General features: G+C 70.1%; 1 protein-coding gene. It reads left to right on the top strand.

What is annotated here, in order from left to right:
* Positions 1-614 precede the first annotated feature (614 nt).
* On the top strand, positions 615-18,683 hold the full coding sequence (locus tag ACWEOI_RS30210) for an amino acid adenylation domain-containing protein (protein WP_452361774.1): 18,069 nt from the start codon (positions 615-617) through the stop codon (positions 18,681-18,683).

Here is an 18,683-nt window from a genome sequence, read left to right as displayed (position 1 = left end):
CTCGTTGAGGGTTCAGAGCTCGGGAGAGGTCAGCTCTCGATCTGGTCTCGGCTCGCCGATCTGCAATTTTCACGACTAAAATACCTAAATATCGCAGGTCAGACCCCATGAAGCAACGCTCGCCCATACGGATTCCGTGCTGTGAGGCACAACCTTTTCCAACATTTTGATCAATAAACCGACCGGTTGCGGCATCGGGGCGCAGAATCATCCTGGACAGTCGCTTTTCGAGTAGGGAAGTTCGACATGGTCTCAGTCGACACTGCGATCAAGGGCATACTGGACAGTTTTCCGGGAGGTTGGAGGGTGATTCGGGGGTCGGGGTGGACGCGATGTAGCGACCGAATGCCGGGCATCAGGCGCCGAGGTTGGCGCATACGAACCGGTTGGTACTCGCTGTAATGATCTCGGTGGCGGACCCGACGTACACAGCAATGCGGGTGTCGGAGTCACACCTTGCCGCCATATTCCATGGTCCCCGGGCCGGGCGCGTGTGAGCGCATCCACAACCGGCCCTCGGGCGTTTTGAGTTCCTGACATCACGTTGTTTGCTGGAGGTCGAAATGCGCCAATTGCACAGTGGCATCGGAAGCAATCCTGACCAGCCAGAATCGTTGCCAAGCGGCACATTTCATTCATCACACGAGGTCTTTCCGCTCACATCCGCGCAGCGGGGAATCTGGTTCGCCCAGCATCTCGCGGTCAACACACCCATATCCGTCGCCCAATACGTCGAGATCGTCGGCGAATTGGACGCCGAACTCCTGGCCGAAGCCTGCCGAACGGCCGGTCGGGAGTTCGGGTCGGGGCATACTCGTCTGGTCGAGATCGACGGCGAGCCATTCCAGTACGTCGACGCCGAGAACGGCGCCTCGGTGTGGGTCGAGGATTTGCGACAGGAAGCCGATCCGGTGGCGACGGCGCATCGCAGGATGACCGAGGACTATTCCGCTCCTCTGGATCTCGTGCGTGACTCCCTGGTGACCGCCATTGTCTTCCACGTCGGCGACGACCATTACCTGTGGTACCAGCGGGCACACCACATCGCGCTCGACGGATTCGCCGCGGTGACCATGCTCCACCGCATGACCGAGCTCTACAACGCGTGGATCACGTCCGCGGAGCCCCCGGCGTGCGCGGCCCAGGACCTGCGGCTGGTCGCCGAACAAGATCTCGCGTACCGCGATTCGACGCGGATGGAGAACGATCGCGCCCACTGGATGGAGCATCTGGCGGGCGCGCCGGCGGTCGCCAGTCTGGCGGCCCACGTCAACAGGCCCACCATTCATCCGACGCTCGTCAGCACCGAACTCGCCGACGACACCGCGCATCTGCTCGACACCGTCGCGCTCGACCACGACAAGAGCGTCACCCCGATCATCGTCGCCGCGTTCGCGGCCTATCTGGCGAGAATGACCGGCAACGACGAAGTTCTTCTGAGCCTGCCCGTGTCGGGCCGGCATTCCGCGGTATTGCGGCGTTCGGGCAGCATGGTGGCCAATGTGGTCCCGTTGCGCATCCAGGTCGCGGATCGCACCGTCGGCGAACTGATCGCGGCGGTGAAAAGCGAATTGACGAGCGCCCTCCGGCGGCAGCGGTATCGCCAGGAGGACATATTCCACGACATGGGAATCGCGCGAGACGAGGCCGCCTCGTTCGGCCCCGCCGTGAATCTCATGATGGTGGAGAACGAAGTCGTCCTGGGCGAGACCACGGGCCGTTTGCACGTGCTCACCTCCGGCCCCACCTCCGACCTTTTCGTCAACATCTACCCGGGCGCGGGCAAAGAGAGCACGCTTATCGACTTCCAGGGGAATCCGAATTCCTACAGCCACGACGAACTCGCCGGTCACCATCGGCGATTCCAGATGTTCCTGCACGAATTCCTGGCGGTCGGATCCGACGGCCGGGTCGGCGGCCTGCCGCTGCTCGACGTCCAGGAACGCGACGAGCTGCTGCCCGTGCGCGGGCCCAGCGCCGTCGACACCCGCCTGCTGCCCGACATGCTGGCCGAGAGCGCCCGCCGGAACCCCGACGGCTGCGCGATCAGCTCCAACGGCCGGAGCATGACCTACGCCGAACTGGACTCCCAGTCGTCGCGGCTGGCCCGGCAGCTGATCGCGCTGGGGTGTGGCCCGGACACGGCGGTGGCGCTCATGCTGCGCCGGTCGACCGATTCGGTGGTGGCGACCTGGGCGGTCGCCAAGAGCGGCGCGGCCTTCGTGCAGATGGCCCCCGACTACCCGGCCAAGCGGATCGAACACATGGTCACCGACAGCGGCGCGACCGTGGCGATCACGGTGAACGCGCTGCGCGACACCCTCCCGGCGGACCTCCGTCAAGTGGTGCTCGACGACCCCTCGACCCTGGCTCTGTCCGACGCCGCGGACGGGCCGATCTCCGACCTCGACCGCAGCCATCCGCTGCGGCCGTCCAATGTCGCCTACATGACCTACACCTCGGGTTCCACCGGAAAACCGAAGGGCGTGCAGGTCACGCACACCGGGCTGGCGAATCTGGTCGCCGACCGCGCGGCCACGTTCGGCATCGACACGACTTCCCGTGTGTCGTATGCCCTCTCCCCCAGTTTCGACGCCTCCCTCGAACAGTTCCTGACCTGCTTCGCGACCGGGTCCACGCTGGTGGTCGTGCCGCCCGAGGTGGTCGGCGGCGACTCGCTCACCCAGCTGCTGGCCGACGAGCACGTGACCCACCTGACGCTGACGCCCACCATGCTGGCGACGGTGGATCCGGAGCTGCCGACCGATGTGCGCGTGGTCGTGGTGGGCGGCGACGTCTGCCCGCCGCATCTGGTCGAGCGCTGGACGCTGTCGGCGGCCATGTTCAACGAGTACGGGCCCACCGAATCCACCGTCACCGCCGCGGGCGCGATGCTGAAGCCGGGCCAGACTCATACGATCGGCGGCCCGATCCGCGGCGTGGAGGCCATGGTCCTGGACCGGGCCTTGCAGCCCGTGCCACGGGGCACCGTCGGCGAGTTGTATCTGGCCGGACCGGGATTGGCCCGCGGCTACAACCACCGATTCGTCGAGACCGCCGCCCGGTTCGTCGCCGACCCGTACGGCGGCACCGGTGCGCGCATGTACCGCACCGGCGATATCGCGCGCTGGACCGGCCGGAACGGCGACACCTCCCTCGAACTGATGGGCCGCAGCGACTTCCAGGTCAAGATCCGCGGCTACCGGATCGAGCCGGGCGAGGTCGACGCCGCGCTCTCCACCCACGAGGACGTCGATCTGTGCGTCACCGTGCCCGCCCAGAACAATGTCGGCACCACCGTGCTGGCGTCGTATGTCGTGCCGGTGGACGGCCGCGGTATCGACCCGGCCGAGATCCTGCACTTCGCCCACGAAACGCTGCCGCCACACCTGGTTCCGGCGATCGTGATACCCCTGGACAGCCTGCCGATGAACGCCTTCGGCAAGGTGGATCGCCGCGCGTTGCCGAAGCCCGAGTTCGGGACCGCGGCCTCCGGGCGGGCCCCGGCGACCGAGCGGGAGAAGACGATCGCGGCGCTGTTCGCCGAGGTGCTCGGTGTGCCCCGGGTCGGGGCCGACGACAGCTTCTTCGTCCTGGGCGGCGACAGCATCCTGTCGATCCGCCTCGTGGCGCGCGCCAAGGCCGAGGGTCTGAGCTTCTCCACCCAGGACGTGTTCGTGCACAAGACGGTCGAGGGGCTGGCGGCCGCCGCCACCGAGGTCGGCGACGAACCCGGGCTGGCCGAGCTGCCGGGCGGCGGCGTCGGGCGAATGCCGTTGTCGCCGATCATGCACGCGATGCTCGATCGCGGTCACTACAACCGGTTCGCACAGGCCGCCCTCGTGGAACTCCCGGACGGAGTCGATCGAGCGGGTCTGGTGCGCGCACTGGGCGCCCTCATGGACCGCCACGACATGCTGCGCGCGGTCCTGCGGGGCGCCGGAGCGGACGGATACGTCGAGGTCCTCGAACGGGACGCGGTCGACCCGGACGCCTCGCTGCACGAGGTGCGCCTCGGCCGACGCGACTCCGACGAGATCGACCGTCATCTCCAGGATGCCGCGGATCGATTGGACCCCGGCAACGGCGCACTCGTTCGAGCCGTGTGGTTGCGGGACGACCCCGCTTCGGGACCCGACCTGCTCTGGCTGGTGATCCACCATCTCGCCGTCGACGCGGTGTCGTGGCGCACCGTGCTCACCGATCTCGCGCAGGCCTGGACACAGAGCGGCGAGCCGCAGTGGGGTCCGACCTCCACGTCGATGCGGCGGTGGGTGCACGGTTTGGCCGAGCAGGCACAGAGTAGACGCGGGACCGAACTCGCGCACTGGAAAGACGTTCTCGCGCACGAGGATCGACTACTCGGCTCGCGTCGCCTGGACCCGAACGTCGACACCGGCGCCACCGCGGGCCGGATCCACGAACGAATTCCGGCGGCGGTGACCGAGGCGGTCCTCACCACCATCCCGGACCGATTCCATTGCGGCGCCAACGATCCGCTGGTCGCGGCCCTGGTGCTGGCTCTGGCGGAGTGGCGACGCCGACGCGGCGTGACCACGACAGGCGAGTCCATCCTCTTGGAAGGCCACGGCCGCGAGGAGCAGGCCGTCCCCGGCGCGGATCTGGGCGCCACCGTCGGCTGGTTCACCACCCGCTTCCCGATCCGCATCGAGTGGGACGACCTCGATCTCGACGACGCCCTGGCCGGCGGCCCGAACGCGGGCCGGGCGATCAAACTGGTCAAGGAGCAGCTGCGGGCGGTGCCGGGCAACGGCATCGGCTTCCCGATGCTGCGGCATCTCGATCCCATGGGCCGCGCCGAGCTGGCGCACCTGCCCAAACCGCAGATCAGCTTCAACTACCTCGGGCGCGTCGGCTCGGGTGAGCGGTCCGGGCCGTGGGCCCCGACCACCGAGTTCACCGCGCTCACCGGCACCAGCGATCCGGCCATGGCGCTGGCCGCCCTGCTGGACGTCAACGCCATCGCCGAAGCGGGCGCCGACGGGCTCGAGCTCGCTGTGACCTGGGAATTCGCGTCGCAGGCGCTGGCGGCCGAGGACGTCGAGGAGCTCGCCGACCTGTGGACTCGCGCGCTGGAGGCGCTGGCCGATCACGTCCGGTCCATGACCACGCGCAGCTACACGCCCTCCGACTTCCCGCTCGCCCCCGTCGCCCAGGACCAGATCGACCGGTGGCTGCGCGAATACCCGTCGATGACCGAGGTGTGGCCGCTGACCGCCCTGCAGTCCGGGCTGCTGTTCCACACCATCTACGATCGCGGCGGCGAGGACGGCTACATCGTCCAGGCCGCGCTGACCTTCGACGGTCAGGTGGACGGTGAGCGGATGCGGCGGGCCGCCCAGGTGCTGCTGGATCGGCACGACAGCCTGCGGACCGCGTTCGTCGAAACCGACGCCGGACCACGTCAGATCGTGTTGCGCGACACCACGGTCGAGTGGGCCGAGTCGGATGTCAGCCTGGTCGACGAGCAGGACGAAGTGCTGCGGGACATCGCGCGCATCGCCGCCGCGCCCTTCGATCCGGCGCGTCCGCCGCTGGTGCGTTTCCATCTCGTGCGCACCGGTGTCGAGCAGTTCCGGTTGCTGGTGACAAATCACCATCTGGTGCTGGACGGCTGGTCGATGCCGTTGCTCATCCACGAGTTGCTGACGCTGTACAGCTCCGACGGCGACACCGCGGACCTCGCGCCCGCGCGGTCGTTCCGCGAATACCTACGCTGGCTCCAGGAGCAGGACGCCGACGCCACGGCGTCCGCGTGGCGGGACATGCTCGCCGGGATCGACCGGCCGACGCGGGTCACCAACGGTCCGGAGCGGACGGTCACCTCGGACGCCGGCGAGGTGGGTCTGAACCTCGATGCCGCCACCTCCGCCGCGATTCTCGACCTCGGCCGCACGCACGGCGTCACCCCCAATACCGCCCTGCACGTGGCCTGGGCGCTGCTGGTGTCCGTGCTGGCCGGACGGCCGGATGTGGTGTTCGGCAATACGGTCTCGAACCGTCCGCCGCGAATTCCGGATGTCGAGCGCATGGTCGGGCTGATGGTGAACACGCTGCCCGTGCGGATCCGGCTCGAGCCCGGCGAGACCGTCGGCGACCTGCTGGTGCGGGTGCAGTCCGAGCAGGCCGCGATGCTGGATCACCAGCACATCGGCTTGGCGGAATTGCAGCGGGTATCCGGGATCACCGACATGTTCGACACCGCGACGGTGCTCGAGTCCTACCCGTTCGATCGGGAGCTGCTGGCCCACGACCTCTCGGCCGCTGGTTTGCGGCTGGTCGAGATCGACGCGCACGACGCGACGCCGTTCCCGTTGAGCCTGCAGGTGACCCCGCCGCGCCCGGGTGGCGACAGCGAGGCGGATGCCGGAACCTATTCGGTGACACTGAAATTCGCCACCGACCGCTTCGACGACATTGACGCCCACCAGCTGCTGGGTCGCTTCGAGCTGATGCTCATGCAGCTCGTCGACGATCCGGCCGCCACGGTCGCCTCGATCTCACCCTGCTGGGATTCCGAGCGCGCCAAGCTGTTCTCGGTCACCGGCGGCGAGCCCGCCCCTGAGCGGGTGCTCCGCGACATCCTGTCCGCGACCGCTCGCCGGTACCCCGACGCCGCGGCCATCCGGTACGGCGACACCACGTGGACCTATCGGGAGCTGGACGAGCGCGCCGACGCGTTCGCCCGCCGGCTGATCGCCCACGGCGCGCGTCCCGAGTCGACGGTGGCGCTGGTCCTGCCCCGCTCCGCCGAGCTCTTCGTCGCGATCTGGGCCGTCGCCAAGACCGGCGCCGCCTTCCTGCCCTTGGATCCCGGCAACCCGGCCGCGCGGATCGGCGAGTTGCTGTCCGCCTCGAACACCCGGCTGGGCGTCACGACAAGCGCTGTCGCGCAGCAGATTCCAGCAGACGTGGACTGGCTGACGCCGGACCTTTCGACCACCGACGCCGATGAGCTCCTGCCCCACCCGTCCGAGGTGGACCTGACGGTCGACCACGCGGCGTACGTGATCTACACGTCCGGCTCGACCGGCACCCCGAAGGCGGTCCACCTCAGTCACCGGGGTCTGGCCGATCTGGTCGCGGCGCAGGCCGACTCGTTCCGACCTACCCCGGATTCGCGGGTGTTGCAGGTCGCCTCGCCCGGATTCGACGCCTGCGTGTCGGAGATGCTGCTGGCGCACAGCAGCGGCGCGTGCCTCGTGGTCGCCCCGCCGGAGGTGTACGCGGGCATCGACCTGGAGGAACTGCTTCGGTCGCAGCGGGTTTCGCACGCGATCATCACCCCGTCGGTGCTGAACACCATGGATCCGTCCCACCTGCCGTCGCTGACCACCCTCGCGGTGGTCGGTGAGGCGGTCGGGCCCGACACCGTGAACCGGTGGGCCCCCGGCCGAAGGCTCATGAACCACTACGGTCCGACCGAATGCACGGTCTGGGCAACGGGATCCGACGATCTCGCCGCCGGTGACCCCGTCACGATCGGCGGCCCCATCCTCGGCGCGTCCGCGCTGGTGCTGGACCCGTGGCTGCGACCGGTGCCGGTCGGCGTCGCGGGCGAGCTGTACGTCGGCGGCCCCGGCCTGGCCCGCGGCTATCGCGACCGCCCGGAGGTGTCGGCGGCCCGGTTCGTCGCCGACCCGCGGTCGACCCGCGGTGAACGGCTCTACCGCACCGGCGATTCCGTGCGGTGGGTGCGCGCGAACGGCCGGCTCGCGCTCGAGTACCTGGGCCGCATCGATCAGCAGGTCAAGATTCACGGCCTGCGCATCGAGCCCGGCGAGATCGACGCCCACATCGCGCGCCACCCCGCCGTGTCCAGCGTCGCCACCGTGACCGTCGACGGGCCCACCGGCGAACCGCTGCTGGTGTCCTATGTGGTGGCCGCGCCCGGCGAATCGGTCGACGTGACCGCCATCGAAGGCGATCTGGCGGGCAGCATGCCGCGCTACATGAATCCCGCCGCGATCGTGCGGCTCGAGGAGATGCCGCGCACGCCCACGGGCAAGGTCGACCGAAGAGCCTTGCAGCAGCGCGCCTTCGAGGTGGGCGCGACCGGCGGCAGAGCGCCGTCGACCCCCGCCGAGCAGGTGATGGCACGGCTCTTCGCCGAGGTGCTGCACCTGGAGTCGGTGTCCGCCGACAGCAACTTCTTCGCCCTCGGCGGCGACAGCATCGTGTCCATGCGGCTGGTGGCGCTGGCCAGGAACGCCGGGCTCACGCTCACTCCGCGAGATGTCTTCGAGGGCAAGACGGTTGCCGCCCTGGCCGCGATGGCCGACGCCGAGTCGACCCCGAAGACCGTCGAGGAGCCCCCGCAGCCGGCCACCGCGCATCACGCGTATCGCGCCGTGGGCACCCAACTCGTGAAGCTCACCCGCCAGGACATCGATCAGCTCGAGCGGCAGTACCCCCGGCTCTCCGATGTCTGGCCGCTGTCGCCCATGCAGTCCGGCATGCACTTCCACACGATGTTCGATCCGGACGCGGACGACGGCTACACCGTCCAGACCATGATCGGCTTCTCCGGCGCCGTCGACGCCGACCGGCTGCGGCGGGCCGCGCAGGCCCTGGTGGACCGGCACGACATCCTGCGGGCCGCGTTCGCGGACACCGCGGCCGGCCCGTGCCAGGTCGTGGTCGATCATGCCGAGATCCCGTTCCGGGTGGTCGATCTCGCTACCGGCGGCGACGAGGACGGCCCGGCCGACCCGGCGGCGATCGCCGCGGCGGACGCGGCCGAGAGCTTCGACCTGGCGGCCCCGCCGCTGCTGCGCCTGACCCTGATCCGGCTCGGCGCGGAGTCCTACCGGCTGCTCGTCACCAATCACCATGTGATCCTGGACGGCTGGTCGATGCCGCTGCTCATGGCCGAGCTGCTCGACTACTACGGCTCGCCCGACCACATCGACGCCGCCGGACCGGCCCCCACCTACCGCGACTACCTGGCCTGGCTGGGGCGGCAGAACACCTCCGAGTCCAAAGCGGCCTGGGCGCGGGAGTTCTCGGATGTCGACGCCCCCACCCGGGCGTCCCGCGACGCCGACGCGGGCCCGACGTCCTCCGGCGAGGTCGGCGCCGAGCTGACCGAGGACCGCTTCGGCGCGTTGCGCCGGGTGGCCGCAGACGCGGCCGTCACCCTCAATACCGCCGTCAACGCGGCGTGGGCCCTGAGCCTGCGCGTGCTCACCGGTGAGACCGACGTGATCTTCGGCGCCTCGGTCGCGGGCCGGCCCCCGGAATTGCCGATGGTCGACCAGACGCTCGGCATGTTCCTGAACACGATTCCGGTGCGCGTCCCGCTCGATCCCGCCATGACGGTGCACGAATTGCTGAGCGAGATGCAGTCGCGGCAGGCCCGCATGCTCGAGCACCACCACATCGGCCTGCCCGAGATCCACCGCAGCGCAGGCCTGTCGGAGCTGTTCGACACCGCCATCACCTACCAGTCGTTCCCCGTCGACCGCTCGGCCCTGCAACACCTCGTCGATTCCGCGGGCCTGCGGGTGACCGATCTCGACGGCGTGGACGCCGCCCCGTACCCGTTGAGCATGGTCGTGGAACCGATGCAGTCCGAGCGCGGTGAGGCGAACGGTCTGAAGATCATCCTGCGATTCCACGAACGGGTCTTCGACCACGACTCCGCGCGTCGCATTCTCGACCGCTTCATCGACCTGCTGGGCCGGATCGGCTCGCACGCCCACACCCGGCTCGGCGAACTGCCCCTGGACCGGGAACCGCTGCCCGCGTGGCCGGAATCGGCTGCCGAGGTGGCGATCCCGGAGACCTTGGATCGCATCCTCGCGGCCTCGGTGATCGCCGATCCGGATACGGTCGCCGTCCGCTGCGGCGCGGATTCCCTGACCTACCGCCAGCTCGACGACCGATCCACCCGGCTGGCTCGAATCCTGTTGCGGCGCGGGGCCCGACGCGGCCAGGTGGTCGCCTCGGTGCTGCCCCGCTCGCTGGCGGCCACGGTCACCCTGTGGGCGGTGGCGAAGACGGGTGCGGCGATCCTGCCGATCGATCCGACGCTGCCCGCCGAGCGGATCGAGTTCCTGCTGTCGGACTCGGGCACCGTGCTCGGGCTGACCGACGGGTCCGTCCGCAAGCGCCCGCCGGACGGCGTCGACTGGCTGCTGCTGGACGGAGCCCAGGCGCTGCACGCGCTGGACTCGGTGTCCGGCGCGCCGATCACCGATGCCGAACGCGGAGCGCCGATCCGGCGCGAGCAGATCGCGTACGTCAGCTACACCTCCGGCTCGACCGGAACGCCCAAGGGCGTGCTGGTGAGCCATCGCGGCCTGGCCGATATCGTCGTGGCGCAGCGGCGGCGGTTCGGGGTGGACCCGATGTCGGTGGTGCTGCAGGTCGCCTCGCCCAGCTTCGACGCCTCGGTGTTCGAGCTGCTCATGGCGCACGGGTCGGGCGGCCGGCTGGTCGTCTCCCCCGGCGAGATCTACGCCGGGCCCGACCTGGCGGAACTGATCGCCCGCGAACGGGTTTCGCACGCCGTGGTGACCCCCTCGGCGCTGGCGACGGTCCCGACCGCCGGCCTGGACGGGCTGCGGCTGCTGGCGACCGCCGGTGAGCCCCTCGGACCCGAACTGGTCGAGCGGTGGGCCCCCGGGCGCACCATGGTCAATCTGTACGGGCCCAGCGAGACCACCATCTGGGCGACGGCCACCGACGCGCTGACGCCGGGCGCCGCCATCACGATCGGCCGACCGGTCGGTCCCGTCGCGGCCGTGGTGCTCGACACCTGGTTGCGGCCGGTGCCACACGGTGTCGCGGGTGAGCTGTATCTGTTCGGCGCGGGCCTGGCCGACGGCTACGTCGCCAGGACGGCCTTGACCGCGGCCCGCTTCGTGGCCTGCCCGTTCGGCGATCCCGGCCGCCCCATGTACCGCACCGGTGACGTGGTGCGCCGCACCACCGGCGGCGAGTTCGAGTTCCTGGGCCGCAACGACTTCCAGGTGAAGGTGCACGGCACCCGCATCGAACTCGGCGAGATCGACGCGGCGCTGGGCGCGCGGCCCGAGGTCGCGTACGCGGTCACCGTGCCGCGCCACGATCCCGGTCGGCCGGTCCGGCTGGTGTCCTATGTCGTGCCCGCGGCCGGGGTCCAGCTCTCGGGTACGGAATTGCGTGCGGCGCTGGCCGAGTCGCTGCCCCGGATCATGGTGCCGTCCGCGGTGATCGTGCTCGACGAGGTACCGCTGACCGCCAATGGCAAACTCGATCGCGAACGACTACCCGAGCCGGTCGCGGTCACCCGCGTATTCCGGGCCCCGACACCGGGTGCCGAAGAACTGGTCGCGCGGATCTACGAGCGGGTCCTCGATGTGGCCGGTGTCGGCGCGGACGACGACTTCTTCGAACTGGGCGGCGATTCGCTCAGCGCCTCGCTGGTCGCGGGACGGCTGGGCGCGGCCCTGCAGGTGCAGGTGCCGGTGCGCTCCATCTTCGAAGCGCCGTCGGTCGCCGAATTGGCAGCCCGCACCTGGACATTCAGTGACTCGGACCGGCTGCCGCTGCTGCCCGGGACCCATCCCGACCCGGTGCCGCTGTCGCTGGCCCAGCAGCGGATGTGGTTCCTCAACCGCTTCGAGCCCGAATCCCCGGCCTACAACATCCCGGTCATGCTGCGGTTGTCGGGATCGCTGGACACCGAGGCCCTCTCGGCCGCGCTCGCCGATGTGGTCACCCGCCACGAGGTGTTGCGCACGGTCTATCCCGAATTCTCCGGTGAGCCCCGGCAGGTCGTGCTCGACGAGCCCGCGACCGCGGTCGAGCCGAAGCGCGTACCCGAAGAGGTCGTCGCCGAGGTGGTCGGCGAGTTCGTACGCCGAGGATTCGACGTCACCGCGAACGTTCCGATGCGGGTGGGCCTGTTCGAACTCGCCGAACACGACGACGGCACCGGCGAATTCCTGCTGGTGCTGGTGGTCCATCACATCGCCGGTGACGGCCAGTCGATGGGACCGCTGGCCCACGACGTGATGACGGCCTACGCCGCGCGCACCGCCGGGCACGCGCCCGAGTGGAAGCCGCTCACCGTGCAGTACGCCGATTTCGCGTGGTGGCAGCGGGAGATGCTCGGCGCCGCCGACGATCCGGCCTCGCTGATGTCCGCCCAGCTGGAGTACTGGCGGACCACCCTCGACGGCGCGCCGGACCGGTTGGATCTCCCCGCCGACCGCCCGCGCCCCGCCGTCGCATCCCTGGCGGGCGGCCGGGTGCCGGTGCGGATCGACGCGGACCTGCACCGGCAGCTGGTCACCCTCGCCCGGTCGCGTGGAGCATCGCTGTTCATGGTGATGCACGCGGCGCTGGCAACGGTTCTGGGACGGCTCGGCGGCGCCGACGACGTCGTGATCGGCACCCCCGTCGCCGGGCGCGGCGAACCCGGTCTGGAGCAACTGGTCGGCATGTTCGTGAACACGCTGGCCCTGCGCACCCGGGTCGACACCACCGAGCGGTTCGCCGAACTCCTGATGCGCGCCCGCGACACCGACCTGCTGGCCTTCGAGCACGCCGACGTGCCGTTCGAGCGGGTGGTGGAGGAGCTGAACCCGGAGCGATCCGCGGCCCGGCATCCGCTGTTCCAGGTGGCCCTGGCGTTCGAGAATCTGGCGGCGGTCGAGGTGGCGCTGCCCGGCGTCCGCATCGCCCGCGCCGAGGTCGACACCGGGGCGACCCAGTTCGACCTGCAACTCGTGCTCTCCGAGGCGGCCCCCGAGGCCGGTGTCGCACAGGGCATCTCGGGCATGCTGACCTTCGCCCGGGACCTGTTCGACGAGTCGACCGCCGCGGCGATCGTGCGCCGGCTGGTGCGGGTCCTCGAAGCCGTCGCCGCCGACCCGGCCGTGGTGGTCGGCGATATCGAATGGCTCGACGCCGACGAGCACGCCGCGCTCACCTCCCGGGTCGGGGCACGCACCGGCACCAGGCCGGAGCCGTCCGGACTGCTGCCGGAGGTGTTCGACACCGCCGTCCGGAACAACCCGCACGGCATCGCCGTCGTCGCCGGGGACACCGCGTTGACATACGCGCAACTCGACGAACGCTCGAACCGGTTGGCGCGGTTGCTGATCGACCGTGGCGCCGGACCGGAGACCCCCGTGCTGGTGGCGGCCTCACGCTCGCTGGAGACCGTGGTCGCGTGGTGGGCCGTGGTGAAGTCGGGCGCGGCTTTCGTCCCGGTGGACGCCGGATACCCGGAGAGCCGGATCGCGCAGATGGTGTCGGATTCGGCTGGGACACTGGGTGTCACGGTGTCCGCCGTCTCCGGCCGGCTGCCCGAGTCGGTGGACTGGATCGTGCTCGACGACGCCGCTGTTGCCGAGCGCCTCGACGGGTTGGCGAGCGGGCCGGTCGGCGATGCCGACCGGCTCCACCCGATGCGCGCCGAGAACGTGGCCTACGTGGTCTTCACCTCCGGATCGACCGGAAAGCCGAAGGGCGTGGCCGTCACCCACAGCGGTGTCGCCGACTTCCTCGCCTCGTTCCGCGCCGACTTCGATCTCGGGCCGACCTCCCGGGTGCTGCGGTTCGCGTCGCCGTCATTCGACGCCGCCCTGCTGGAGACCCTGATGGCGGTCAGCGGCGCCGGTGCGCTGATCATCGTGCCGACCGGCATCTACGGTGGCGCCGAGATGACGGAGTTCCTGCGCGAGGAGCGCGTCACCCACGCCTTCATGACCCCCGCCGCGCTGGCGTCGGTGGATCCGGCCGGGCTCGACGACCTGCGCGTGGTCATGTCCGGTGGTGACGAGGTGTCCGCGGAGCTGGTGAACCGGTGGGCCGGAACCGATCTCGCGGGCGTCCGGGTGTTCCGGGAACTGTACGGCCCGACCGAGACCACGATCGTGACCACCGCGACCGGTCCGCTGTGGCCCGGCGACCGGCCGACGATCGGTGTTCCGTTGCAGGCCGTGCGGGCGCTGGTCCTCGACGCCCGGCTGCGGCCGGTGCCCGTCGGGGTGGCCGGCGAGCTGTATCTGGCGGGCCCGTCGCTGGCGCGCGCCTATCTGGACAAGCCCGCCGCCAGCGGGTCCCGGTTCGTGGCGCACCCGTTCGGGGAGCCCGGCAGCCGCATGTACCGCACCGGCGACGTGGTGCGATGGAACACCGAGGGCGATCTGGAGTTCCTGGGACGCAACGACTTCCAGGTCAAGATCCGCGGCTACCGGGTCGAGATGGGCGAGATCGACGCGGTCCTCGACGCGCGGCCGGATGTCGCCTACGCAATCACCACGCCGTGGCGCACCGACACCGGGCCCGCCCAGCTGGTCACGTACGCGGTCCCCGAAGCCGGGGCGAGCCTGTCCAGCGAGGAGCTGCGCGCGGCCTTGGCCGAGGCACTGCCGTCCTACCTGGTCCCCGCCGCGGTGATGATCCTCGACACCATCCCGCTCTCACCCAACGGCAAGCTCGACCGTTCGGCGCTGCCCACTCCCGTGGTGCAGGCCAAGCGATTCCGGGCCCCGTCATCCCCCGCGGAGGAGATCGTGGCGGGCATCTTCGCCGACGTCCTCGGCATCGACACCCCCATCGGCGCCGACGACGACTTCTTCGAACTGGGCGGCAACAGCCTGGTCGCCACCCGCGTCGCCGCCCGCATCGGCGCCGCGCTCGACGAAACCATCCCGGTGTCGACCATCTTCGAGGCGCCGACCGTGGCCCGGCTGGCCGCCCGCGCCGAATCGCGGGCCAATACCGGCCGAATCGCGTTGACCGCACAGCAACGGCCGCAGCGGATTCCGCTGTCCTACGCCCAGCAACGCATGTGGTTCCTGAACCGGCTCGAGCCCGACTCGGCCGCCTACAGCATCCCGATCGTGTTGCGGCTCACCGGAGAACTGAACCTCGACGCGCTGCGCGCGGCCCTCACCGAGGTCGTCGACCGGCACGAGGTGCTGCGGACCGTCTACCCGTACGCCGAGGGCGAACCGTCGCAGGTCGTGCTGCCCACGGCACAGGCCGTCACGCACATCACACCGATCCCGGCCACGGAATCGGAGCTGGCCGAGGCGATGTCGGCGCTCGTCGCGACGCCCTTCGACGTCACCGTCGACGCGCCCCTGCGGGTCCGGCTGTTCGAACTCGGGCAGCACGAATGGGTGCTGGCCGTGGTCGCGCACCACATCTCCTGCGACGGCTCCTCGCTGGTCCCGCTCGCCCGGGACACCATGACCGCCTACGCCGCCCACCTGACCGGGGAGTCCCCGGAGCTGCCCGAACTTCCGGTGCAGTACGCGGACTACGCGATCTGGGAGCGCGCGGTGCTGGGCACCGAGGACGATCCCGACTCGCTGATCCGAGCTCAGATCGACTACTGGACGCTCGAATTGGCGGAACTCCCGCCGCTGCTGGAGCTCCCGACCGACCGGCCGCGGCCGCCCGTGCAGACCTACGCCGGCGCGACCGTACCGATCAGCATCGACGCCGACCTGCACACCGGACTGCAGCAGGTCGCGCGGGAGCACAATACGACGCTGTTCATGGTGGTCCACGCCGCGCTCGCGGCCACGCTGGCCCGGCTCGCCGATATGGACGACATCGCGATCGGCACCCCGTACGCGGGACGCGGCGAGCCCGAACTCGACGACCTGGTCGGCATGTTCGTCAACACCCTGGTGTTGCGGACCCGGCTGGCGCCGGAGATGACCCTCACCCAGCTGCTCGAGCATGTGCGCGGCACCGACCTGGCCGCCTTCGGGCACGCCGACGTGCCGTTCGAGCGGCTGGTGCAGGAGCTGAATCCGATGCGGTCGCACGCCCATCACCCGCTGTTCCAGGTGATGCTGGCGTTCCAGAACCTCGACAAGAACGAATTCGAATTGCCGGGTCTCTCGGTCTCGGGCGTCACGCCCGACGCCGACACCGCGCTGTTCGATCTGCTGGTGTCCGTGCAGGATTCCTACGACGACATCGGCGAACCGGCCGGAATCACCGGCGCGGTGACCTACGCGAGCGACTTGTTCGACGCGTCGACCGCGAGCACCATCGCCGATCGGCTGCTGCGGCTGCTCGGCGCCCTGGCGACCGACGCGACCCAGCCCGTGTACGACGTGGACCTGCTCGGAGCCGAGGAGCGGGACACCGTTCTGCGGCACTGGAATTCGACCGAGCGCGAGCTCCCCGGCGACGAGACGCTCGCCTCGCTGTTCACCGACTCGGTGCGGGCCCACGCGGACCGGACCGCGATCGTGACCGCCGACGAGTCCCTGACCTACGCGGAATTCTCCACCCGGGTCAACCGGCTGGCGCGGTGGCTGATCGGCCGCGGCGTGGGCCCGGAATCCCTGGTGGCGCTGCGGATGCGGCGGTCCCTGGACCAGGTGATCGCCATGTACGCCGTGCACACCGCGGGCGCGGGCTACGTGCCCATCGATCCGGACCTGCCCGACGATCGCATCGAGTACATGCTGTCGATCGCCACGCCCGCGCTGGAGCTGTCGTCCCTCGACGGCCTGGACCTGTCCGGATTCGACGACGGTCCGGTGACCGACGCCGACCGGATCGTGCCGCTGCGACCGCACAACCTCGCCTACCTCCTGTTCACCTCCGGGTCGACCGGTCGGCCGAAAGGCGTGGCGGTCACCCATGGTTCGGTGGTGAACCAGGTGCGGTGGCTCGGCGGCACCTACGCGTGGTCGCCCGACGACGTGGTGCTGCACAAGTCGCCCGCCACCTTCGACATGTCGGTGTGGGAGCTGTTCGCGACCCTCGCCATGGGGGCGCGCATGGTGATCGCGCGCGCCGACGGGCACTCCGATCCGCTGTACCTCGCCGAAACCATCGCCGCCCAGCGGGTCACCATCACCGCGCTGGTGCCGTCGATGCTGGCGGTGTTCGCCGACGCGGTCCCGGCCGGATCCCTGGAATCGGTGCGGACGCTGCTGGTCGGCGGTGAGGCGTTCGGTCCCGACGTGGTCGCCGAGGCCCGGCGCACCATGCCCGGGGTGGAACTGCACAACCTGTACGGGCCGACCGAGTTCACCGTGTGCGCGACCTCGCACCCGGTCAAGGACACCGACAGCGGGAACATGCCGATCGGCGCACCCGCCTGGAACACCCGCGCCTACGTCCTCGACAGCCGGTTGCACCCGGTGCCTGCCGGTGTCGCGGGCGAGCTGTACCTCGCCGGCGTCCAACTCTCGCGCGGCTACCAGTCGCGGCCCGGCCTCACCGCGGAACGGTTCGTGCCCGACCCGTTCGGCGACGGCGGACGCCTCTACCGCACCGGCGACCTGGTGCGCTGGAACGACGACGGTGAACTGGAATACCTGGGCCGCAGCGACTTCCAGGTGAAACTGCGCGGCCTGCGGATCGAACTCGGCGAGATCGAGGCGGTCCTCGCGGAGCACCCGAGCGTCGCCCGCGCGATCGCGCTGGTGCACAACACCGGTGCGGCCGAACACCTCGTCGGGTACGTGGTGCCCGCCGCGGGCGCGACCATCGACACCGCCGCCGTCCTGGCGCACGCGGCGGGCGCGCTGACCGACTACATGGTGCCCACCACCGTGATGGCCCTGGACAGCATGCCGCTCACCGTGTCCGGCAAGCTGGACCGGAAGCTGCTCCCGGAGCCGGTGCTCCCGGTCGGCGAGTTCCGCGAACCCTCGTCGTGGCTGGAGGAAGAAGTCGCCCGGGCCTTCGGCGCGGTGCTCGGCGTGGACCGGGTCGGCGCGGACGACGACTTCTACGCCCTCGGCGGCAACTCGCTGAAGTCGGTGCAGGTGGTCACCCACCTGCGCAAGGAGATCGACTACGAGGTGCCGATCCGGTGGATGCTGTCCGATCCCTGCCCGGCCGACCTGGCCAAGCGGATCGAATCCGGCATGCGCTCCGGCAGCACGATCGACGGCACCGCGCTCGGCTTCGACGTGCTGCTGCCCATCCGGACCGGCGGCGACCAGCCTCCGCTGTTCTGCATCCACCCCGCCCTGGGCCTGTCGTGGTGCTACCACACCTTCGACCGGTACCTCGCCGGCGATCGGCCGATCTACGGCATCCAGACCCCGCAGATCACCGGCGAGGACCCGGGACCGACCACGATCGTGGAGATGGCGCGACGCTACTTCGCGGAGATCCGCGCCGTGCAACCCCACGGCCCGTACCACCTGCTCGGCTGGTCGCTGGGCGGCGCGATCGCCCACCAGATCGCCGTCGAAATGCGTGCCGCCGGTGAGGAAGTCGCGCTGCTGGCGCTACTGGACGCCGAGGCGAGCGGGATCGACGAATCCACGCTGCGCACCGTCACCGCGGGCGAGCTGATCAGCAACCTGGGTCCGGTCATGGGCGTCGACTACGTCAGCCCCGACGCGACCGCCCAGGAGGCCGCCGACCTGATCGAACAGCACCTCGGCACCGCGATGGGCATCGACGCCGAGCAGATCGAGCGACTGACCGACGCCTACAACCTGGCGATCCGGGCCGCCAGCACCTGGCAGCCCACGGTCCTCGACGCCGACATGCTGTACTTCACCGCCACCCGCGACCGGCGGGCCGACGCCACCGGACACGCCGGATGGGCCGACGTTGTCAGCGGCCGGATCTCGGCCTTCGACATCGATGCGGCCCACCTCGCGATGACCGACCCGGGCGCGGTCGCCCAGATCGCCCACATCCTCAACACCCACTTGGAGCGCTGA

It is taken from the genome of Nocardia sp. NPDC004340, from assembly GCF_053602575.1.
The sequence above is the reverse complement of the archived record's forward strand: the minus strand, read 5'-3'. Positions and strand labels throughout refer to the sequence as shown.